This is a genomic window from Ruegeria sp. BG9, from assembly GCF_056538305.1.
Genome location: NZ_JBQFSY010000011.1, coordinates 25,773 through 45,151 on the forward strand (window position 1 = coordinate 25,773; position 19,379 = coordinate 45,151).

Genomic DNA, 19,379 nt, shown 5'->3' on the forward strand with positions numbered 1-19,379 from the left:
CAGAGTCTCCAACCTGTTTCAGGTGCTTTTAACGCATCTCTTCGGGCGCGTCACGAGGCCTTTTTATTGTCGAACAACACAAGTCCGATGGCACCGGCAAAGATGAACACATCGGCCAGATTGAACACGAAGGGATTGTTGATGCCACAACAGGACATGTTCAGGAAATCCAGAACATAGCCATACAGCACCCGATCAACCACATTGCCCAGCGCTCCGCCGATCAGCAGCCCGCCACTCAGCAGCATCACCTTGGTCGGAGCCGACCGCCACAGCCAGATCGCAACCGCGATACAGACGGCCACGGAAATGCCAATCAGAACCCACCGCGCTGCATCTGAGTTGCCTTGGAAAAGGCCAAAATTGATCCCGCGATTCTCGCCGTATTTGAAAACAAGCAGCGGCGGCAGAACGTCGATATTGCCCTCAGCCAAGCGCATCACGTGAACGACCAGATATTTGCTGATCTGGTCGATCAGAAATGCCGTGATTGCGGCCCAGAGCAGAAGACGGCTGCGCATCAGTGGCGGAAGTGGCGCATGCCGGTGAAGACCATGGCCAAACCGGCCTCATCCGCCGCCGCGATCACTTCGTCATCGCGCATCGAGCCGCCGGGTTGAATCACGCAAGTGGCGCCGGCCTCTGCGGCCTCCATCAAACCGTCAGGGAAAGGGAAGAACGCATCCGAGGCTACGGCTGAGCCGATGGTCAGCGGCTGCGGCAATCCCAGCACATCAGCCATACGCTCGGCTTTCTTTGCCGCAATCAGCGCCGAGTCGACGCGGCTCATCTGGCCTGCGCCAACCCCGACGGTCGCCCCGTCCTTGACGTAGACGATAGCGTTGGATTTGACGTGTTTGGCCACTTTCCAAGCAAACAGAAGGTCTCGCATCTGTTCGTCGGTCGGAGCTTTCTTGGTGACCACTCTCAGGTCATCCATGCCGACAAAGCCGTTATCCTTGTCTTGGACCAGAAGGCCACCGGCCACCTGACGCACGGTTTTGCCACCGGCGGTCACATCCGGCAGACCCTCGGTCGTCAACAGGCGCAGGTTCTTCTTGGCGGCAAAGATCGCCTTGGCCTCATCCGAGGCACCGGGAGCGATGACAACCTCGGTGAAGATGCCAGTAATCTCCTGCGCGGTTTCCGCGTCCAGAGGTTGGTTCAGCGCGACAATCCCACCAAAGGCCGAGGTCCGGTCGCAATCGAACGCAGATTTATACGCGTTCAGCAAGGTCGCTCCGGTCGCGACACCGCAGGGGTTGGCGTGTTTGATAATCGCGCAGGCGGCAGTGTCGGCAGGGTTGAACTCGGCAACCAGCTCAAAAGCTGCGTCGGTGTCGTTGATGTTGTTGTAGCTCAGTTCCTTGCCCTGATGCTGCAGGGCGGTCGCCACGCCGGGGCGGTTGGTGCCATCGGTATAAAACGCCGCCTGCTGGTGGCTGTTCTCGCCATAGCGCAGGGTCTGTTTCAGCTCACCGGCAAAGGCACGGCGCTTGGGGGCCTCCAGCTGCAGGGCATCAGCCATCCAGTTCGAAACAGCTGTGTCATAGGCCGCTGTGCGGGCATAGGCCTTTTGCGCCAGCCATTGGCGGAACCCATAGGACGTCTTGCCATAGTTCTCGTCCAACTGGTCAAGCAGCGATGAATAGTCTTCGACATCCACAACCACGTTCACAAAAGTGTGGTTCTTGGACGCCGCGCGGATCATCGCCGGACCGCCGATATCAATATTCTCGATGCAGGTGTCATAGTCGGCCCCTTTGGCCACTGTCGCCTCGAACGGGTAGAGGTTCACGACCAGCAGGTCGATCGCACCAATGCCATGTTCTTCCATGGCCGCCACGTGGCTGTCATTGTCGCGCAGCGCCAAAAGGCCACCATGAACCATCGGGTGCAGGGTTTTGACCCGACCATCCATCATCTCGGGGAAGCCGGTGATCTCGCTGACGTCCCGAACCTCAAGCCCCGCATCGCGCAGGGCCTTGGCGGTCCCCCCGGTGGACAGCAGCTCAACCCCGCGCTCGGCCAGCGCCTTTCCCAGCTCGATCAGCCCGGTCTTGTCGGAAACGGAAAGCAACGCGCGGCGCACGGGGTGAAGGTCGGTCATGGGTCCAAAGGTCCTTTTGGCGTCAGTCGAATTCGGGTTCGTCCCGGTGCATGTCGCGCACTGCATAGGCTGTATCCTGCGCCTTGCTCAACGTCCACTGGATGCGCGTCGCATACTCCATTGCGCGGCCAGATAGAACGATCTGTTTTGTCGCGCGCGGCTTTAAACGCCCTTTTTCAAGGTAAACGCTTGGCTCGACGGACAATTTTCCCACGCCATCATGGCGGAAAACCCAGATCTCACCGCTTTTGAGGGCCATCGACACCGCCGAACCACCCAAATCAACGGCCGCATCCACATCCGGGTGCAGATGAAACCGGATATCAAACCCGACACCTGAAAGACCCGAGGCATCCATCGCCTTGTCAAACTGCCGCTTGGATTTGTCGCTTGTTGTCAGCAGGATATCCTCGCCCGTCAGCTCACGCCCGTCAAAGCGCAGCTCGAACGTGCGCGCGTGGGTCAGGCCGAAAACCTTGGTATAGCCATCATTGCCGACCATGAAGCGGATGCCCTCGAACGCGTCCTCGAAATCCACGGGGACGTCTTGTGGCGCATCCACCAGCGCCTGCCGCTCACTGCCCGTTACAGGTTTAGCGAGACGCGCGCTGGAATATCCATCCAGACAGAGCGTGGAATGAGACGGCGTGGCTCGTCCCGCCCGACGCCAATCCAGTCCAAAACTGGCCCCGGAGCCGCAATTCACGATCAGCGGACGCCGGCCCGAGGTCAGCTCGAACGCCGTGGTTGAGGCATGCGCGTTCAGCGAGGCCGCGCCGACGGGCGGAGGGCTGGCATCAACGATCACGGTCGTGCGGGCGGCAGACAGCCGGGCAAAGCCCATTGGCAATTCGGTTGCCGCCTTGTGCTTGACCCCGCTTTGGGCCAGCGCCTGTTCCAACCGGCCTTCGATCCCGCGTCCGCCGCCATGGAACCGGGCCAGAGCTCCATCCGCATGGCGCAAACTGCGCAGGGTAGGCGCGATCCGCTTGATCGCTGCGGCCTGCGCCACCGGCGTGCCGCGCCCAAGATCGCTGAGGGCGGCGGAGGTCCAGCCGAGTAGCGTAAACACCTCAAGCAACTCTTCGGGGTTGCGCGTCGGGATCCCGCCCTGTTTGTCGACTTGCCGTTCGCATTCGCGCGCCAACGCACGCAGGGCGGGATCGGCCATCCCCTCCAGCCCCTGCAGAGCCAGCGCGGCCTGGACCAGACCAGCCAGTGCCTCGAACCTTGGCAAACCCGGCGTTGCGGCATGGGCGCGTTTAGACAGAAACCATGTTTGTTGCGCGAGAGACCGGAAAAACAGTTTGCTCTGCGCCTCATCTGCGCCCCGCAGCAAAAAGGACGCGTGGTTGATCCAGCGCATGACACGCCGTCCGGTCAGATCGGGAACCCATCCGGGGCCCTGCCCGCGCCCATGCACCTCGATCCAGCCCCAGACCCAGCGCTGCGCCTTGTCTCGCGCCCGCATGTCACCGACAGCCGCCAGATCATCCAGCCAAGCAAAGCCGTGCCTCTCATCATCAAAGCCCAGACTGGGGGCTGTGACCTCCCACAGACCCGTATCCTGTGCCTCGACAAGATATCCCGAGAACAGCAGATTGCCCGCCACCAGCTGACGGCCGCGGGCAAAAGACCCGACGGTGCGCGGTTCGGGCTGCGTGACAAACCCCGTGACCGCCTTTTGCCGCTGGCTCAGGCGCGCATAGAGACGGTTCTGGAACCGCATCCACCGGCTGGTCATGGTGTCCGTATCTGACATGACGCTCGTTACTCTGCCTCTTGCGCTCTGCTGGCGCTTGAGACCCAACGATAGACCGCGCCGATCGTCAAGTCATCGAAAAGCATGCGCTCAGGCGGATTTGTTCAGACAGGCGATGTAGAATCCATCCATCCCGCCGCGATCCGGCCAATAATCGGGCCGCAGACGCAGGCCGCCTTCCTCGGTGATCCACTCCGGCTCGACCCCATCGAGGGTCAGCGCGTCGCGATCCACGGTCATGTCCGGGTACATGTCCAGCGCCTCTTCGACCTGCACCTCGCCCTCGTCAGGCAGCAACGAGCAGGTGCAATAGACCAACCGCCCGCCCGGTTTGAGCAGGCTCCAGGCATGGGCCAGCATCTGGGTCTGCAACTCGATCAGACCGCCGAATTCCGAGCCGTCCTTAGCAAAGGGCAGATCCGGGTGGCGGCGGATCGTACCGGTTGCAGAACAGGGCGCGTCCAACAGGATCGCATCATACTGACCCTGATGGTCCAACGCGTCGCCCGCGATAACGCTTGCCTTCAACCCGGTGCGCGTGAGGTTTTCGCGCACCCGGTCCAACCGCTGCTCCGAGATATCCAGCGCCGTCACCTCGGCCCCAGCAGCGACCAGTTGCAGCGTCTTGCCTCCCGGCGCAGCGCAGAGGTCGAGAATTTTCTCACCGGCCTGCGGGGCCAGCACGCGTACAGGCATCGCCGCCGCCGCATCCTGCACCCACCAATCGCCCGCGTTGTAGCCCGGCAAGGCCGAAACCTGCCCCGCATCCTGCACCCGCATTGACCCGGTCGGCAGGGCCTGACCCGGCGCATCCGCCCCCGGTTTGGCCGTCAGATCCAGTGGGGCGGCTGCGAAATGCGCTTGCTCCATACCAGCAACGGCCTCTGCCCCCCAAGCCATGACTAGCGGATCACGCAACCAGTCCGGCAGACGCGCTACGCGCATCTTGGGCCAAGCGTCTGGCCCTTCGGCGGCTACCTTGCGCAGCACCGCATTCACCAATCCCTTGAGACGCCCATGCTTGCGCGAGCGGCCAACAATCTCCACCATGGAATTCACCACACCATGCGCGGCCTCGCCATGGCACAGTTCGACCGCGCCCAGACGCAACGCGTTGTGGACGGTCAGCGCTGGGGTGCGGTTTAGGTGATTGTCGAGCAGCCGGTCCGCACGCTCGAGCCCGCGCAGGGTTTCCAGCGTCAGGCGTTGCGCCCGCGCCCGGTCTTCCGGGGCCAGACGGTCCAGCGCGCCTGCGGCCAGACATTCGGACAAAAGCCGCCCTTCGCCCAAAATCTGATCCAGCAGGTAGATCGCGCTGCGTCGCGCCGCCGTTGCATTGTCGGACATGGAACCGCCTTTTGATGTGCTTGTGGTCCGCATTGCCTTTGGCGGACGGTGGCGTATATCAAGACCGTGACCGGAAAGGAACCCGATGTCATGAGTGACGATACCAAAGATCTGCCGCCCGCAGCCCAGCGCGCTCTGGCCGAGGCCGCCGAGCGCCGTCGCAAGGCCGAAGCCAATGCAAAAGACATGCCGAAAGAGCTGGGCGGACGTGACGGACCAGACCCAGCGCGTTACGGCGATTGGGAGAAGAAGGGCATCGCCATCGACTTCTGATGGGTTACCCCCGCAGCGCTTGCAGGAAATCATCCAACAACGCGCGTTGCTTTTTCGATTTGGCCCGCTCCTCAGGCCATGTCAGCCAATAGCCATCCTTGGTCTTCAGCTCTGGCAGGTCCAGCCTGCGCAAACGCCCGTTCTGCAAGCTTTCAGCAGCGAGGGGCACTGATCCCAGAACAACCCCCAATCCCTGCCGCGCCGCCTTCATCGCATGCCCGACGGAATCAAAGCTGATCCGACCCTGCGGCAGGTCCTTGATCCCCGCGCCCTGCTCCCAGTCCTGCCAGCCGGGCCGCTCGCCCCGCAGATCAATCACCGGCGCGCCCCACGACACACCTGGCGCAGCCATCGGGACCAGCACCTCGGGCGCGATCAGCTTGGCCTTGCGCCCCGGCCAGACACCGCGACCGTAGCGGATTTGCAGCCATGTCCGCTCTTCCTCCAGCGACGTTCTACGTGTCACCGAATCCGTCATCACCCGCACCTTGGGCCGCATGGTCAGAAAGGCTGGCAAGGCCGGCAGAACCAGCGCATGGATATGGGAAGAAAGCCCCGCGACCCTCAGCTCTCGCGGGGATTTGCCGAACAGGTCTTCGGTGTTGCGCTCCAGCGCTTGCAGGCTGTCTTGCACCAGCGGCAGATAGCTTTCGCCTTCGATGGTCAGCGACACGCCCCGCGCCTCACGCACAAAAAGAGTGCGCCCGAGCCATGCCTCAAGGTTGCCGATCCGCTGGCTGACCGCGGCCTGTGTCAAACCGAACTCACGCGCAGCGGCCGAGAAACCGCCCAGTCGACCAGCCGCCTCGAACACCCGCAGCCAGTCCAGAGGCGGCAACCCGATCTTTTCCTTAGCCATTAGAAAAACCAACCCTCAGACAAAATATGCATTAATTGTGGTAATGGCACGAGGAGCGTATCCCTTTCAAGCAAAGCCCGCGCTGAACAGGAGAGACCCCATGCTGCGCACCGCTACCTTTGACCCTTCGGTTGTGACTGTTGAATTCACCAACGGAACCTCGGCCCGATTTCATGCCATCTGGTTGCGCGACAACGCGCTTGACCCGGACACCCGCGCGCCGGGCAACGGGCAGCGTCTGATCACCATTGGCGACATTCCCGAAAACACCTCGGTCAGCGCGGCCGAGGTGATCGACGGTGACCTGAGCGTCACCTTCCAGCCGGAAGGTAAAACCGTCACCTTCCCCGCCGCATGGCTGGCCGATCACGTCTACGATCATGATCAAAGCGCCCCGTTCGGTCGCATAGCCCCCGGCATCACCACATGGGAAAGCGGCATCGCAGCCCCCAGCGGCGACTGGAGCGCGGTGCACGCCGACCCCAGCGCCAAACGCAACTGGCTGGCGGCTGTGGCCGAACATGGTTTTGCCAAACTGACCGACGGCCCGACCGAGCCCGAATCGCTGCTGAAAGTGGCCGACCTGTTCGGCTATGTGCGCGAAACCAATTATGGCCCATATTTCGAGGTCCGGACCGAGGTGAACCCGACCAACCTCGCCTATACCGGACTGGGATTGCAGGCCCATACCGACAATCCCTACCGCGATCCGGTACCGACGCTGCAAATCCTCTACTGTCTTGAAAACAGCGCCGAGGGCGGTGATTCCATCGTCGTTGACGGGTTCCGCGCCGCCGGAAAACTGCGCGACCAGAATCCCGAGGGCTTTGCCTTGCTGGCAGGCTTCCCGGCGCGGTTCGAATACAAAGGCTCGGACGGGGTTTACCTGCGCTCACGCCGCCCGATGATCGAGCTGTCTCCGGATGGCGAAATCATCGGCATCCGGTTCAACAATCGCTCCTCCGCGCCGTTTGTGGATGTGCCTTTCGACAAGATGGAGGCCTACTACGCCGCCTACCGCCAATTGGGGGACATCATCGACGACCCTGCGATGGGCGTGTCGTTCAAACTTGAACCGGGCGAGAGCTTCATTGTCGACAACACCCGCGTGCTGCATGCGCGACTTGGCTACTCGGGCGCAGGGTCGCGGTGGCTGCAGGGCTGCTACGCCGATAAGGACGGGTTGCTTTCCACTCTGGCCGCTATGGACATGGCACAGCCGGAGGCGGCGGAATGAAACCCGATTTCACGACCCTGAACCGCGACAATATCGTGGCCTTCATCGGCGATATCTTCGACCGCCGCGGTGGCGAGGAATATCTGGGCGAGCCCGTGACCATGGCCGAGCACATGCTGCAAGGGGCCACCATCGCCGAACAGAACAACATGCCCGAAGAGATCATCGTGGGTGCCCTGCTGCATGACATCGGCCACTTCACCTCGGAATTCGGAACTTATCACCCAGATGACACCGAGGACCGCCATCACGAAGATGCAGGCGCCGAAGTGCTGGAGCAGTTCTTTCCGTCGGTCATCACCGATTGCTGCCGCTACCACGTGGCGGCCAAGAGGTATCTTTGCGCCACAAAGCCGGAATATTTCAACCGGCTGTCCGCCGCCTCGGTCCACACGCTGGAACTGCAAGGCGGCCCGATGAGCGCCGAGGAAGTGACCGCGTTCGAGGCCAACCCGAACCTGAAAGAGATCATTCAGGTGCGATATCTCGATGAGGCCGGAAAGCGCGCGGATATGGAGGCCCCTGATTTTGCACATTTCGCCCCGATGGTGCAGCGTATGGTCGACAAGCACATGGGTACGCCATGAACGCCCCTGAATATATTTTTGAAGCCAGCACAAAACCCTCGCTGCCGTGGCAAGAGGTTCCCCTTATCCGCGCCACGGACGCATCGGTCAAAGGTTATGGCTGTCTGGTCGATGACCCTGAAGGCTTCGAGATCGAGATCACTCGCTGGCCGCAGCAAGGCTGGCGGCCCATCGACGAAGGCACCGGAGATGAAGCCGGCTGGGTCGAAGGCACGTTCCATGGGCAGTGGAAAGGTGATGTCCTCTATGGTCGAAACGAAGCCGTGGGCGGCCACTACGTTCTGGGTTGGTCAACTGATCCTCAGCAGGCACAGGTCGAGCGGCAGAGCGCACCGCGCGATCAGGTCCTTTTGTGGCACATGAACTACCACCCGGATGGCGGGCAAATGTTCTGGCCGCTGGACAACAAGCACTTCATCGTCCCCGCCGCCCTGCCGGGCGACAATCTGACACCGGAAAAGGTGGTGGCGTTCTGGTGCGATGGTTCAAAGGGCCTCTATATCCATCCCGGTATCTGGCATGAGGGGATTTTCCCGGTCGAAGACAACCAGCGCTTTCTCGACCGGCAGGGTGCGGTTCACGCCCGCGTCAGCGCGGATATCGGCAAGGAATTCGGCGTCTATCTCGCCTGCCCGCTGCGCGCGGACAAGGTTAAGGATCTTTGAGGATCACTCGAAGACAAGCTCGGTAATCGCCGTGTCCTGATAATGCGTGCCGGGGTAGACATCGGTGATCTCGAACACGACCCAGGATACGGCACCATAGTTGGCCAAAGCGCTGGTCTCTTGCCAGTCTGATGTGTCGTCGATGGTGAAAGATGTCGTGGAACCATTCGAAAAGCTCAACTTCAGTTCGCGCACACGACTGTTGCGGACGAAAGTCCGTTCCGATTTGGCATAGCCGTTCCGAATTGCCCAGCGGTTGATCTGCGTGGGTGAATCAAAAGCCAGAACGAATGCTTCACCGTACCCATGCCCCGGCGCGCCTTCCACCCAAGCGGTGCGGTGATCCTGGTCCGTCACATTTCGAGGGCCATAGTTGTTGCTGCCCTGAGCCTTCAAAACTGAACTGAAACACAAATCCGCCCACTGCCCGGCAACAGAAATACCGGTGCAGCTGTTCATAAGCCAACCCGGCGGCGGCGGCACTTCGGGTGCAGGCGGCTCAGCCGTTGGTGTCGCCGTGGATTGCGCCTGCCCATTGCGTCGCAGCCATCCGCGCTCAACCGCTGCAAGGCGCTGATGGCGGGGCGGATGGGTCGCTGAACCTTGTGCAGGCAAAGTCTCCCACAGGGATTGAGCCTGCGTCAGGTTGGCCCCAAGTGCAGCGAGAACGAATCCGGCATATTCATCTGCCTCCAATTCGGTGGGCGGGCGCGACCCTCCTTCGATGATCGTATGTCCCTGAAGATGATGACCGACCTCATGGGCTATCACACCATATAGCTGCCAATAGGCGTTCGGGTCCGACTCGTACTGCGCCAGCCAGTTCGGGTTGAATGCCAGATACCGTTGTTCTTTGAAGATTACAGCCGCTGCGTTATCGACCTCTGTGGTTTCAAGCACCTCGAAATTCGGCAACAGGCCGGACACGGCCAGGATGCTGTCCACCACACCCCAAACTTGCTGCACCGAAAACGCGCTAGATTCGCTGAAGCGGGGCTTTTGCAACGTGATTTCCTTGCAGCCCTCGACCGTGCAAACAACCTGTTGGTCCTCGGCCAAAACGCTGCCAGCGGCCAGCGAAAGCAGAAACGCCCCTGCAACAGACTTGACCAAAGCACTCTTCCCCCTTGCCTTACGAAGCAAGCATGGATCGAGTCCCGGCGTCAGGTAAAGCCCATGTTCAAAAAATCTCATTGGTTGTGTTGGTTTAGAGCCCCAACACATCCACCATGTCATATTGACCCGGTGCCTTGCCCTGCCCCCACAGCGCCGCCTTCAGCGCGCCGCGGGCAAAGATGGCGCGATCAGTGGCCAGGTGACGCAGGACGATGCGCTCTCCCGGCGCGGCGAACAGGACGTCATGTTCGCCTACGATGTCTCCGCCCCGAATGGCGTGAAAGCCTATATCTCCGCGCTTTCGCGCGCCGGTGATACCATCGCGGCCCCGGTCGGCCACGTCCGACAGCTTTACGCCACGCCCTTCAGCGGCAGCTTCACCCAGCATAAGCGCCGTGCCCGAAGGCGCATCGACCTTGTGGTGGTGATGGCCTTCGATCACCTCGATGTCGAAATCCTCATCCAGCGCAGCTGCAACTTTTTTGGACAGTTGCACCAACAGATTCACGCCAAGGCTCATATTTCCGGCTCGCACAATCACGGCATGGCGCGATGCTGGTTCCAGCGCGGCGATCTGTTCATCGCTCATGCCTGTGGTGCCGATCACATGAACGCAGCGCGCCTGCGCTGCAAGTGCCGCAAACTCCAGCGTCGCTTCGGGCGCGGTGAAGTCGATCACGGCCTGCGCCTGTGCGAACGCCTCCAGCGGATCGTCCGTCACAGTCACGCCCAGCGCGGGGCCGCCCATGGCGGTGCCCACGTCCTGACCGATCCAGTCATGGCCCGCGCGTTCGACCACACCGACAAGACGGGCCTGATCGCTGTCAGTCACGGTCTTGATCAGCATCTGCCCCATACGGCCCGAAGCCCCTGTGATGACGATCCCCGGAATATGGGTCATTGCTTTCTTCCCCTAGATATAGTCGGCTCAAAGCCTCCTACCCGGTTCGCGCCCGCTTGGCAAAGCCCTGCTTTGCGCTTAGATCGGGGTTTATGGCAAAGAACAAATTCCACGATGGCCCCGGCCCGTCCCAACGGCAACTGCGTGTCGGCGAACTGATCCGCCGCACCCTGTCCGAAGTTCTGGCGCGCGGAGATGTCCACGACCCCGACCTGAACCGTATGTCGATCACCGTGGGTGAGGTCCGCACCTCGCCCGATCTGAAGATCGCCACCGCCTATGTGCTGCCGCTGGGCGGCAAAGGCCAAGAAGATGTGATCGACCTGCTCGCCCGCAACAAAGGCGAACTACGGCGCATGATCGGCAAAAAGCTGAACCTGAAATTCTCGCCCGATCTGCGGTTCCGTCTGGATGACACGTTTGACCGTCTGGACGACACCCGCCGTATGTTCGAACAGGACGCGGTGCGCCGCGATCTGGACGAGTGATCCGGGCATTCGTAACAATAGGCGCGGTTCTCTGGGCCGCGCAGGCCCATGCGGTCACCTGTGAAAAGCTGACCCATGAGGACAGACGGTATACGGTCTGCGAGGTCGATGCCTCGGAAGACATACGCCTGTTTCTGAACGATGACGAAGGCGATTTGCTTGGGCATTTCTCATCAGTGAACGACACGCTTGCGCCCGAAGGCAAACGGCTGGCCTTTGCGATGAATGCGGGCATGTATCACGACGACCGCTCGCCCGTCGGCCACTATGTCGAAAACGGGCAAGAGAAGATGCGAGTGATCCCGAATGCCGGGCCCGGCAATTTCGGATTGTTGCCCAACGGGGTGTTCTGCATCCGTGAGGACCGCGCTGACGTGTTCGAAACGCTCACTTTCGTGGAACAGGCCCCACAGTGCCGATTTGCAACCCAATCGGGCCCGATGCTGGTGATCGATGGCGAACTTCACCCCCGGTTCCTGCCCGATTCGACCTCGCGCTTCATTCGCAACGGCGTGGGCACCAGTGCCGATGGCACGCGCACGGTCTTTGCGATCTCTGAGGATTACGTGACCTTCCATGAGTTCGGCAGGCTGTTCCGCGACGTGCTGGAAACGCCGAATGCGCTGTTCCTCGATGGAAATATCTCGCGCATGTATGAACGCGCCAGCAACCGGTCGGATATTGGGTTCTCACTGGGGCCAATCGTAGGCGTTGTCGAAGACGCGCCCTGAGTTTGACAGCGGCAAAACGATCCGCTAACCCGCGCGCCTTAGCAAAAGGCAAGGTGCAAGATGGGACGCAAACGCAAGGGCCGCGACATTTCCGGTTGGCTGGTGGTGGACAAGCCTGCGGGCATGACCTCGACCGCGGTGGTCAACAAGGTGCGTTGGGCGATGGACGCCAAGAAAGCGGGCCATGCGGGTACTCTGGACCCTGAGGCGACCGGCGTTCTGGCCGTGGCTTTGGGGGAGGCGACCAAGACCGTTCCCTACATTACCGATGCGCTGAAAGCCTACACTTTCACTGTGCGTCTGGGTCAAGCCACCAACACGGACGATGCCGAGGGCGAAGTGATTGCGCAAAGCGATGCGCGCCCGTCGGATGACGATATCAAACAGGCACTCGCCCCGTTTTTGGGGGATATCATGCAGGTCCCACCCAAGTTCTCGGCCGTGAAGATCGACGGGCAACGCGCCTATAAGCTAGCCCGCGACGGCGAAGAGGTGGAGCTGTCCGCCCGCCCCCTTTGGGTCGAGGAACTGATCCTCGTCGACCGTCCCGACGAAGATCACGTGGTGCTAGAGATGACCTGCGGCAAAGGCGGATACGTCCGCTCGATCGCGCGGGATCTGGGTGAGACGTTGGGCTGCCACGGCCACGTCAAGGAACTCCGCCGCATCTGGTCCGGCCCGTTTGAGGCCGAGGATGGCCTGTCCATCGAACAGATCGACGAGATGGCCAAGACCGAGGCGCTGGACGACTACCTGCATCCGCTGGAAATTGGCCTCTCCGACCTGCCCGAGCTGAAATGCACACCCGAAGGCGCCACTCGTCTGCGCAACGGCAATCCGGGCATGGTACTGGCCTCGGACGTGGAATATGGCGATGAGGCATGGGCCTCGCTCGACGGCAAGGCCGTGGCGGTGGGCATCTACAAATCCGGCGAGCTGCACCCAAGCCGGGTGTTCGTCACCTGAACTCCGTGTTAGGCGAAGGGCATGATTACCCGAACGCATATCAAGGGCGACGCGCCCTCGACCGCCGTCTACTCGGATTGCGAGAAATACCGCTATAGCCTGACCCGTGTTTGGGATCCGGCGGGGCGCAAGGCACTGTTTGTGATGTTGAACCCGTCAACCGCGACCGAGGTGCAGAACGACCCGACCGTCGAGCGCTGCGAACGCCGCGCACGGGCACTGGGGTTCGGAGCGTTTCAGGTGACCAACATCTTTGCCTGGCGCGACACCGATCCGCGCAAGATGCGCGCCGCCGCTGATCCGGTCGGTCCGGCAAACGACGCGGCCATTCTGGAGGGCGTCCAATGGGCCGATCAGGTCATTACCGCTTGGGGCACCCACGGCGCGCATCTGAACCGCGGCCCGGCGGTTGAGGCGCTGCTGCGCGGCACCGGGCAACCTCTGTTTCATCTGGGCCTGTCCAAAGCCGGGCACCCCAAACATCCGCTTTACATTGCGTATACCCAGCAGCCCGAACCCTGGTGACGAAGGGTTAACCACTCGGCCAGCTATGCTTTGACCGATGAACCGTTCGAATGGGACAGTACTGCCAAGGCGTCTCATTTCTTTCGGAGGGTTCGATATGTTTCTGGCCGGGTTGATCGGATTGGCCGCCGTCGGCGGCGCGGCATACGCCATTGGGGATGCGTTCATCGAAGCAGAAGATGAGCAGGACGAGGGCGCGGAGGACGAAAGCCAGACCGAAATCAGCGAAGGTGAGTTCCTTGACGTAGGCGAAAGCGTCGAGCCTCCGCAGGGTGATGACGACACGACCACCGGCGGCACGGTGATCTCGGAACACGAAGGCGATCTGGTGATCGCCGGAAGCGACAACGCCGATGTCATAGCCGGGCAGGACGGCACGGACCAGATCAACGGCTATGGCGGTGATGACCACATCATGGGTGGCGATGGCGACGACGTGATGCACGGAGCCGAAGGTGAGGACACACTGTACGGCGGTCAAGGCGATGACCTACTGCGTGGCGAGGCAGACGATGACACCCTGTTCGGGGACGAGGGCGATGACAGGCTATATGGTCATTTCGGCGAGGACCATTTGCAGGGTGGAGAAGGCAACGACGCGCTGTATGGCGGTCAGGGTGACGATGATCTGAACGGCGGAGAAGGCAATGATGCCCTGCATGGCGGCTATGGTGATGACACACTGACCGGCGGCGCGGGCGAGGATACACTCTTCGGCGGCGATGGCGACGACCTGTTGCTGGGTGATGAGGATAAGGGCGAGACGGATTATCTGAACGGCGGCGCGGGAGAAGACACGATCCTGGCCAAAGACGGCGATGTCGCGACCGGAGGCGCAGGCGCGGATGAAATCATCGCCGACACGGAGAAATCCGAAGTCACCGTGATGGGCTTTCAACCCGGTGAGGACCGCCTGCTGATCACCTGGGAAGATCAGGACCCACCCGAGATCGAAATCGAACAGGACCCCGAGAATGAGAACCTGACCCGCGTCAGCCTCAACGGCCACGAGGTCGCGCATCTGTTCGGGGCCGACGGGTTGACGGTGGACGATATCCAGTTACTGACCGAGGCCGAGTTGGCGGAATACCTACCCGCTGGCTGAGCCGTCAGAATCCCTTTGCCATTCGCGCCAAAAGCGCCTATACGCGCCCATCCGCATCGGAATCAGTGCGGTTTTCTCCATGGGCCTGTGCTGGACGACATCCCGGCCTGCGCCATTAACTCTAACCTTTGAAGGAGACCCCGATGTCGATTACTGCCGCTGAAAAAGCACGCGTCATGAAAGAATTCGGCACCAAAGAGGGCGACACCGGTTCGCCTGAAGTCCAGGTTGCCATCCTGACCTCGCGCATCACCACCCTGACCGAGCACTTCAAGACCCACAAGAAAGACAACCACGGTCGTCGCGGTCTGCTGAAAATGGTCGCCCAGCGCCGTAAGCTGCTGGACTACCTGAAGGGTAAGGAAGAAGCACGCTATCAGGACCTGATCAAAAAGCTGGGCATCCGCCGCTAAGATCAGAACTGATCAAACTGATATCAAACGCCCGCCGAAACAGCGGGCGTTTTTTTGGCATTGCCATGTAGCTAAGGCTGGAAAGCCCTGCATGTCTGATACTTGGCTACATCTTGGCTTTTTCCGATTTAAGCGCCAGCCACAGGCAGTAGCACATCATCAGAACCACCAATGTGAACGGGATGCCCGTTGACACCGCTGCGCCTTGTAGAGCCGCAAGACCGCCGCCCAAGAGCAAAGCGATCGCGACCAAACCCTCAAGCGTGCACCAGAACACCCGTTGGATCACCGGTGCATCCATCTTGCCTCCGGCGGTAATCGTATCAATCACCAACGAGCCTGAATCCGACGAGGTCACAAAGAACACGACGATCAATATCAGGGCGATCGGCGCGATGATGCCATAGAGCGGCAGTTCCTTAAGGAAGCCGAACAGGGCGCCCTCGGGGGCATAGCTGTCAATCACGGTGGCGCGCACGCCTTCGGCTCCGCCTGCGTTCAGCATGTCGATCGCCGCGCCGCCGAAGGTCGACATCCACAGGGCGCAGACTGCCGTGGGGGCCAGTAGCGCACAGAGGATGAACTCACGCACCGTGCGACCCTTGGAAATGCGGGCGATGAACATGCCCACAAAGGGCGACCACGCGATCCACCAGGCCCAGTAGAAAGTTGTCCAGCCGTGGAAGTAACTGGTGTCTTCTCGCCCGAACGGATTGGAGAGTGCCGGCAGATGGGTCACGTAATCCACCATAACGTTGAAATACCGCGAAATAGCTGTACCCACACCGGTGACAATGATGACGAAAAGGAACAGACCAACAGCCATGATCATGTTGATCTCACTCAACCGTTTCACTCCCGCATCCATACCCAGCAAGACTGAGCCCAGCGCGATCAGCGTGATGCCGATGATCAGCAGGACGGTGACGGTTGGGCTAGGCTCGATGCCAAAGACCTCGTTCAACCCAGCAGCAACTTGCTGCGCCCCAAGACCCAGAGAGGTGGTAAGACCGAACAGCGTGGCAAACACCGCCAGCGTGTCGATCAGGTGACCCCACCAGCCCCACACACGCTCACCCAGAAGCGGATAGAAGGCCGAGCGCAAAGTCAGAGGCAGGTCAAGGTTGTAGGCAAAGATCGCAAGGCTCAGACCAACGGCGGCATATACCGCCCAGCCTTCAAGACCCCAATGGTGGATCGTGCCAACGATACCAATATACTCATTGCCGGGCACTGCGATGTCGATACCCAGGGGCCGGGCGTTCCCACCTTCGGCAAAGTTGTAGTAAACCGGTTCCATGACGCCGAAAAACAGCAGACCGATACCAATACCGGCGGCGAACATCATCGCGATCCATCCGGCATAGGAATAGTCAGGCTTGGCGTCCTTACCGCCGATCCTGACTTTGCCGACAGGCAGAACGATCAGAACCAGACAGAACAGGGTGATGGCGTTCACTGACAGGACCAGGAACCAGTCAAAAGTGCTGGTGAGCCATGGTCTGAGCCAGCCAAAAAAGGCGGCAGCAGCCTCTTGGTTGGCCAATGCGATCAAAACGAACGCAAAGATCAAAATACTCGAGATCAGGAAGACCGGGTTGTGGATATCCAAACCGAATGGCCGGACATTGTCCTGACCTAGTTCATACTCGGTTTCGAAATCGTAGATCCGCGGATCCGGATCCAGCATTTTCTTGGTTTGAGCCATACTTTGCCCCTTTGCTCGCAAGCTGCAAACGCCAAGGTAGTCGGCCGGCTGACGGTTATGAGTATGTTACCCCCTTGGCGTATTCCCGTCTCTTCGACCGTGGGTTCAGTGTTAACAGTCTACACTGCATACAGTTTTTTCAAAACTCATTCATTTTTTTGAATCTTACGCCCCTTGGGAACTGACGTCTCACAGCCTCAAAAATGGTGCTGCGGAGGGTGCTCAAATACCAGTCTGCACGTTTCTGCCAATCGCAGCGGTTCCCCTTTCCTTTCAAAGCATTCTCATGTATGCGCGCGGGTATCTGAGACGTTGTGCCCTGACCCCGGCACTCGAATGGAAGATAAAGTGGGGTCGGCGGCAATGGGGCCGCCATGCAAACCGGAGACCCGCAGGGGCGGGAGTGCTCCGTTCTAGGATACGCATATGTTTGATGTAACTAAGAAATCTATGCAGTGGGGCGAAGAGACGCTTACACTGGAAACCGGCAAGGTTGCCCGTCAGGCGGACGGCACCGTGATCGCTACGCTGGGCGAAACCAGCGTCATGGCCAACGTGACCTTTGCCAAGAGCCAAAAGCCCGGTCAGGATTTTTTCCCGCTGACGGTCCACTATCAAGAGAAATACTATGCCGCCGGCAAAGTTCCGGGTGGCTTCTTCAAGCGCGAGGCGCGCCCGACCGAGAAAGAGACGCTGACCGCGCGTCTGATCGACCGTCCGATCCGCCCGCTGTTCGTTGATGGCTTCAAAAACGAAGTTCTGGTGATGTGCACCGTGCTGAGCCATGATCTGGTCAACGACCCCGACATCGTTGCAATGATCGCGGCGTCGGCTGCTCTGACCATTTCCGGCGCGCCGTTCATGGGCCCGATCGCCGGTGCCCGTGTTGGTTTCGTGGATGGTGAATACGTCCTGAACCCGACCGTGGACGACATGCAGGACCTGCGCCTGAACCCCGAACAGCGTCTGGACCTGGTTGTTGCCGGTACTAAAAACGCCGTGATGATGGTGGAATCGGAAGCCTACGAACTGTCCGAGGCTGAAATGCTGGGTGCCGTGAACTTCGCGCACGAGCAAATCCAGCCGGTTCTGGACCTGATCATTGATCTGGCCGAAGAAACCGCAAAAGAGCCGTTTGAATTCGCAGCCCCCGATTACTCGGACCTCTACGCCGCTGTTTCCGCAGCCGGTGAAGAGCAGATGCGCGCCGCATTCGCGATCACCGACAAGCAAGAGCGCACTGCCGCTGTTGCCGCGGCCCGCGAAGCGATCAAAGAAGCGCTGACCGAGGAACAGCTGGAAGACGCGAACCTCGGCTCGGCAATGAAAAAGCTGGAAGCTGGCATCCTGCGCGGTGACGTCGTCAAAGGCGGCAAGCGCATCGACGGTCGTTCGACCACCGATGTTCGTGCCATCGAAGCCGAAACCTCGCTGCTGCCGCGTACACACGGTTCCGCCCTGTTCACCCGTGGTGAAACGCAGGCGCTGGCCGTGACCACGCTGGGCACCGGCGACGATGAGCAGTTCATCGACGCACTGCACGGCAACTTCAAATCGAACTTCCTGCTGCACTACAACTTCCCTCCCTATTCGGTGGGTGAAGTAGGCCGCGTTGGTTCGCCCGGTCGTCGTGAGATCGGTCACGGCAAGCTGGCATGGCGCGCGCTTCAGGCGGTTCTGCCTGCGCCGACCGACTTCCCCTACACCGTTCGCGTGGTGTCGGAGATCACCGAATCCAACGGCTCGTCCTCGATGGCTTCCGTCTGCGGCGGTTCGCTGTCGATGATGGACGCGGGTGTTCCGCTGAAAGCACCGGTTGCCGGTGTGGCCATGGGTCTGATCCTGGAAGATGACGGCGAATATGCTGTTCTGACCGACATCCTGGGTGACGAAGATCACCTGGGCGACATGGACTTCAAAGTGGCAGGTACCGAAAACGGCATCACCTCACTGCAGATGGACATCAAGGTCGCGGGCATCACACCGCAGATCATGGAAACCGCTCTGGCGCAGGCCAAAGAAGGCCGGATGCACATTCTGGGCGAGATGGGCAAAGCCCTGTCCGAGACCAACGAATTCTCGGTCCACGCTCCGCGCATCGAGACCATGAACATCCCAACCGACAAGATCCGCGAAGTGATCGGCTCGGGCGGTAAGGTCATCCGCGAAATCGTTGAGGTTTCGGGTGCCAAGGTCGACATCAACGACGACGGCGTCATCAAGATCGCCTCGCCGGATGGTGAATCGATCCAGAAGGCCTATGACATGATCTATTCGATCGTGGCCGAGCCGGAAGAAGGTCAGATCTACACCGGTAAAGTGGTCAAGATCGTCGACTTCGGTGCCTTCGTGAACTTCTTTGGCAAGCGCGATGGCCTGGTCCACGTGTCCCAGATCGAAAACCGCCGCCTGAACCATCCGTCGGATGTCCTGAAAGAAGGTCAGGAAGTTAAGGTCAAGCTGCTGGGCTTTGACGATCGCGGCAAAGTCCGCTTGTCGATGAAAGTCGTCGATCAGGAAACCGGCGAAGAGATCGTTCCCGAGAAGAAAGAAAAGAAAGAAGACGCAGAGTAATCTGTTCTACTT

Annotated in this window: 19 protein-coding genes; 11 read left to right on the plus strand and 8 right to left on the minus strand. The window is 60.4% G+C overall.

Annotated elements, in window-relative coordinates:
• Nucleotides 1-50: 50 nt before the first annotated feature.
• From lspA to ACR0I8_RS18425, 4 genes are all read right to left on the minus strand, one after another.
• Nucleotides 51-521 (minus strand): signal peptidase II, encoded by a 471-nt coding sequence (gene lspA / locus ACR0I8_RS18410; protein WP_480703488.1) that lies wholly within the window; start codon nt 519-521, stop codon nt 51-53.
• Nucleotides 521-2,110 carry a bifunctional phosphoribosylaminoimidazolecarboxamide formyltransferase/IMP cyclohydrolase gene (purH, locus tag ACR0I8_RS18415; protein WP_170692081.1) on the minus strand — a complete coding sequence of 530 codons (1,590 nt, stop codon included), beginning with the start codon at nt 2,108-2,110 and terminating at the stop codon, nt 521-523. The genes lspA and purH overlap by 1 nt, the downstream gene beginning before the upstream one ends.
• Nucleotides 2,111-2,132: 22 nt before the next feature.
• Complete coding sequence (locus ACR0I8_RS18420) at nt 2,133-3,872, minus strand: heparinase II/III domain-containing protein (RefSeq protein ID WP_170692084.1); 1,740 nt, start codon at nt 3,870-3,872, stop codon at nt 2,133-2,135.
• Between the two features lie 90 nt (nt 3,873-3,962).
• Nucleotides 3,963-5,219, minus strand: a complete 1,257-nt coding sequence (locus ACR0I8_RS18425; RefSeq protein ID WP_170692086.1) for a transcription antitermination factor NusB — start codon at nt 5,217-5,219, stop codon at nt 3,963-3,965.
• A gap of 90 nt (nt 5,220-5,309) precedes the next feature.
• Between ACR0I8_RS18425 and ACR0I8_RS18430 the strand changes: the two genes are divergently transcribed.
• Nucleotides 5,310-5,492, plus strand: coding sequence for a DUF1674 domain-containing protein (locus ACR0I8_RS18430; protein WP_170692089.1), 183 nt, complete (start codon nt 5,310-5,312; stop codon nt 5,490-5,492).
• 4 nt (nt 5,493-5,496) lie between these two features.
• Here the strand turns inward: ACR0I8_RS18430 and ACR0I8_RS18435 are convergent, their stop codons facing one another.
• Nucleotides 5,497-6,351 (minus strand): LysR family transcriptional regulator, encoded by an 855-nt coding sequence (locus ACR0I8_RS18435; RefSeq protein WP_170692091.1) that lies wholly within the window; start codon nt 6,349-6,351, stop codon nt 5,497-5,499.
• 100 nt (nt 6,352-6,451) lie between these two features.
• On the opposite strand from ACR0I8_RS18435, the gene tmpA reads away from it, so the two are divergent.
• From tmpA to ACR0I8_RS18450, 3 genes are read left to right on the plus strand one after another with little or no spacing between them, the layout of a single operon-like run.
• Nucleotides 6,452-7,588, plus strand: coding sequence for a 2-trimethylaminoethylphosphonate dioxygenase (tmpA, locus tag ACR0I8_RS18440; protein WP_170692093.1), 1,137 nt, complete (start codon nt 6,452-6,454; stop codon nt 7,586-7,588).
• Nucleotides 7,585-8,175: a (R)-1-hydroxy-2-trimethylaminoethylphosphonate oxygenase gene (gene tmpB / locus ACR0I8_RS18445; protein ID WP_170692096.1), complete on the plus strand. Its 591-nt coding sequence runs from the start codon at nt 7,585-7,587 to the stop codon at nt 8,173-8,175. The genes tmpA and tmpB overlap by 4 nt, the downstream gene beginning before the upstream one ends.
• On the plus strand, nt 8,172-8,840 hold the full coding sequence (locus ACR0I8_RS18450; RefSeq protein ID WP_170692099.1) for an ureidoglycolate lyase: 669 nt from the start codon (nt 8,172-8,174) through the stop codon (nt 8,838-8,840). Before tmpB ends, ACR0I8_RS18450 begins: the two co-directional genes overlap by 4 nt.
• A 3-nt stretch (nt 8,841-8,843) precedes the next feature.
• Here the strand turns inward: ACR0I8_RS18450 and ACR0I8_RS18455 are convergent, their stop codons facing one another.
• A complete protein-coding gene (locus ACR0I8_RS18455; protein ID WP_170692101.1) occupies nt 8,844-9,953 on the minus strand; it encodes an NADase-type glycan-binding domain-containing protein in 1,110 nt (369 codons plus the stop codon).
• Nucleotides 9,954-10,047: 94 nt separating this feature from the next.
• Nucleotides 10,048-10,857, minus strand: coding sequence for a 4-hydroxy-tetrahydrodipicolinate reductase (gene dapB, locus ACR0I8_RS18460; RefSeq protein ID WP_170692104.1), 810 nt, complete (start codon nt 10,855-10,857; stop codon nt 10,048-10,050).
• Nucleotides 10,858-10,949: 92 nt separating this feature from the next.
• Here dapB and rbfA point away from each other — a divergent pair, with 92 nt between their 5' ends.
• The 6 genes from rbfA (at nt 10,950) to rpsO (ending at nt 15,085) form a co-directional block, all read left to right on the plus strand.
• Nucleotides 10,950-11,345, plus strand: a complete 396-nt coding sequence (rbfA, locus tag ACR0I8_RS18465; RefSeq protein ID WP_170379347.1) for a 30S ribosome-binding factor RbfA — start codon at nt 10,950-10,952, stop codon at nt 11,343-11,345.
• On the plus strand, nt 11,342-12,076 hold the full coding sequence (locus tag ACR0I8_RS18470; RefSeq protein WP_170692107.1) for a phosphodiester glycosidase family protein: 735 nt from the start codon (nt 11,342-11,344) through the stop codon (nt 12,074-12,076). Before rbfA ends, ACR0I8_RS18470 begins: the two co-directional genes overlap by 4 nt.
• Nucleotides 12,077-12,136: 60 nt before the next feature.
• Nucleotides 12,137-13,042, plus strand: coding sequence for a tRNA pseudouridine(55) synthase TruB (gene truB / locus ACR0I8_RS18475; protein ID WP_170692108.1), 906 nt, complete (start codon nt 12,137-12,139; stop codon nt 13,040-13,042).
• A 21-nt stretch (nt 13,043-13,063) separates the two neighbouring features.
• Nucleotides 13,064-13,567 (plus strand): DUF1643 domain-containing protein, encoded by a 504-nt coding sequence (locus ACR0I8_RS18480; protein ID WP_170692110.1) that lies wholly within the window; start codon nt 13,064-13,066, stop codon nt 13,565-13,567.
• Nucleotides 13,568-13,664: 97 nt separating this feature from the next.
• Entirely contained in the window at nt 13,665-14,672 is a 1,008-nt protein-coding gene (locus tag ACR0I8_RS18485; RefSeq protein WP_170692113.1) for a calcium-binding protein, read from the plus strand.
• Between the two features lie 143 nt (nt 14,673-14,815).
• Nucleotides 14,816-15,085, plus strand: a complete 270-nt coding sequence (gene rpsO, locus ACR0I8_RS18490; protein WP_170379357.1) for a 30S ribosomal protein S15 — start codon at nt 14,816-14,818, stop codon at nt 15,083-15,085.
• A 106-nt stretch (nt 15,086-15,191) separates the two neighbouring features.
• Here the strand turns inward: rpsO and ACR0I8_RS18495 are convergent, their stop codons facing one another.
• Nucleotides 15,192-16,793, minus strand: a complete 1,602-nt coding sequence (locus ACR0I8_RS18495; protein ID WP_170473108.1) for a BCCT family transporter — start codon at nt 16,791-16,793, stop codon at nt 15,192-15,194.
• A 426-nt stretch (nt 16,794-17,219) separates the two neighbouring features.
• Here ACR0I8_RS18495 and pnp point away from each other — a divergent pair, with 426 nt between their 5' ends.
• Nucleotides 17,220-19,367: a polyribonucleotide nucleotidyltransferase gene (gene pnp / locus ACR0I8_RS18500; protein WP_170692116.1), complete on the plus strand. Its 2,148-nt coding sequence runs from the start codon at nt 17,220-17,222 to the stop codon at nt 19,365-19,367.
• Nucleotides 19,368-19,379: the final 12 nt, after the last annotated feature.

Bases quoted from the DNA above. Each gene is read 5' to 3' on its own strand.
- lspA (WP_480703488.1), bottom strand. From the start codon at position 521: ATGCGCAGCCGTCTTCTGCTCTGGGCCGCAATCACGGCATTTCTGATC.
- purH (WP_170692081.1), bottom strand. From the start codon at position 2,110: ATGACCGACCTTCACCCCGTGCGCCGCGCGTTGCTTTCCGTTTCCGAC.
- ACR0I8_RS18420 (WP_170692084.1), bottom strand. From the start codon at position 3,872: ATGTCAGATACGGACACCATGACCAGCCGGTGGATGCGGTTCCAGAAC.
- ACR0I8_RS18425 (WP_170692086.1), bottom strand. From the start codon at position 5,219: ATGTCCGACAATGCAACGGCGGCGCGACGCAGCGCGATCTACCTGCTG.
- ACR0I8_RS18430 (WP_170692089.1), top strand. From the start codon at position 5,310: ATGAGTGACGATACCAAAGATCTGCCGCCCGCAGCCCAGCGCGCTCTG.
- ACR0I8_RS18435 (WP_170692091.1), bottom strand. From the start codon at position 6,351: ATGGCTAAGGAAAAGATCGGGTTGCCGCCTCTGGACTGGCTGCGGGTG.
- tmpA (WP_170692093.1), top strand. From the start codon at position 6,452: ATGCTGCGCACCGCTACCTTTGACCCTTCGGTTGTGACTGTTGAATTC.
- tmpB (WP_170692096.1), top strand. From the start codon at position 7,585: ATGAAACCCGATTTCACGACCCTGAACCGCGACAATATCGTGGCCTTC.
- ACR0I8_RS18450 (WP_170692099.1), top strand. From the start codon at position 8,172: ATGAACGCCCCTGAATATATTTTTGAAGCCAGCACAAAACCCTCGCTG.
- dapB (WP_170692104.1), bottom strand. From the start codon at position 10,857: ATGACCCATATTCCGGGGATCGTCATCACAGGGGCTTCGGGCCGTATG.
- rbfA (WP_170379347.1), top strand. From the start codon at position 10,950: ATGGCAAAGAACAAATTCCACGATGGCCCCGGCCCGTCCCAACGGCAA.
- truB (WP_170692108.1), top strand. From the start codon at position 12,137: ATGGGACGCAAACGCAAGGGCCGCGACATTTCCGGTTGGCTGGTGGTG.
- ACR0I8_RS18480 (WP_170692110.1), top strand. From the start codon at position 13,064: ATGATTACCCGAACGCATATCAAGGGCGACGCGCCCTCGACCGCCGTC.
- ACR0I8_RS18485 (WP_170692113.1), top strand. From the start codon at position 13,665: ATGTTTCTGGCCGGGTTGATCGGATTGGCCGCCGTCGGCGGCGCGGCA.
- rpsO (WP_170379357.1), top strand. From the start codon at position 14,816: ATGTCGATTACTGCCGCTGAAAAAGCACGCGTCATGAAAGAATTCGGC.
- ACR0I8_RS18495 (WP_170473108.1), bottom strand. From the start codon at position 16,793: ATGGCTCAAACCAAGAAAATGCTGGATCCGGATCCGCGGATCTACGAT.
- pnp (WP_170692116.1), top strand. From the start codon at position 17,220: ATGTTTGATGTAACTAAGAAATCTATGCAGTGGGGCGAAGAGACGCTT.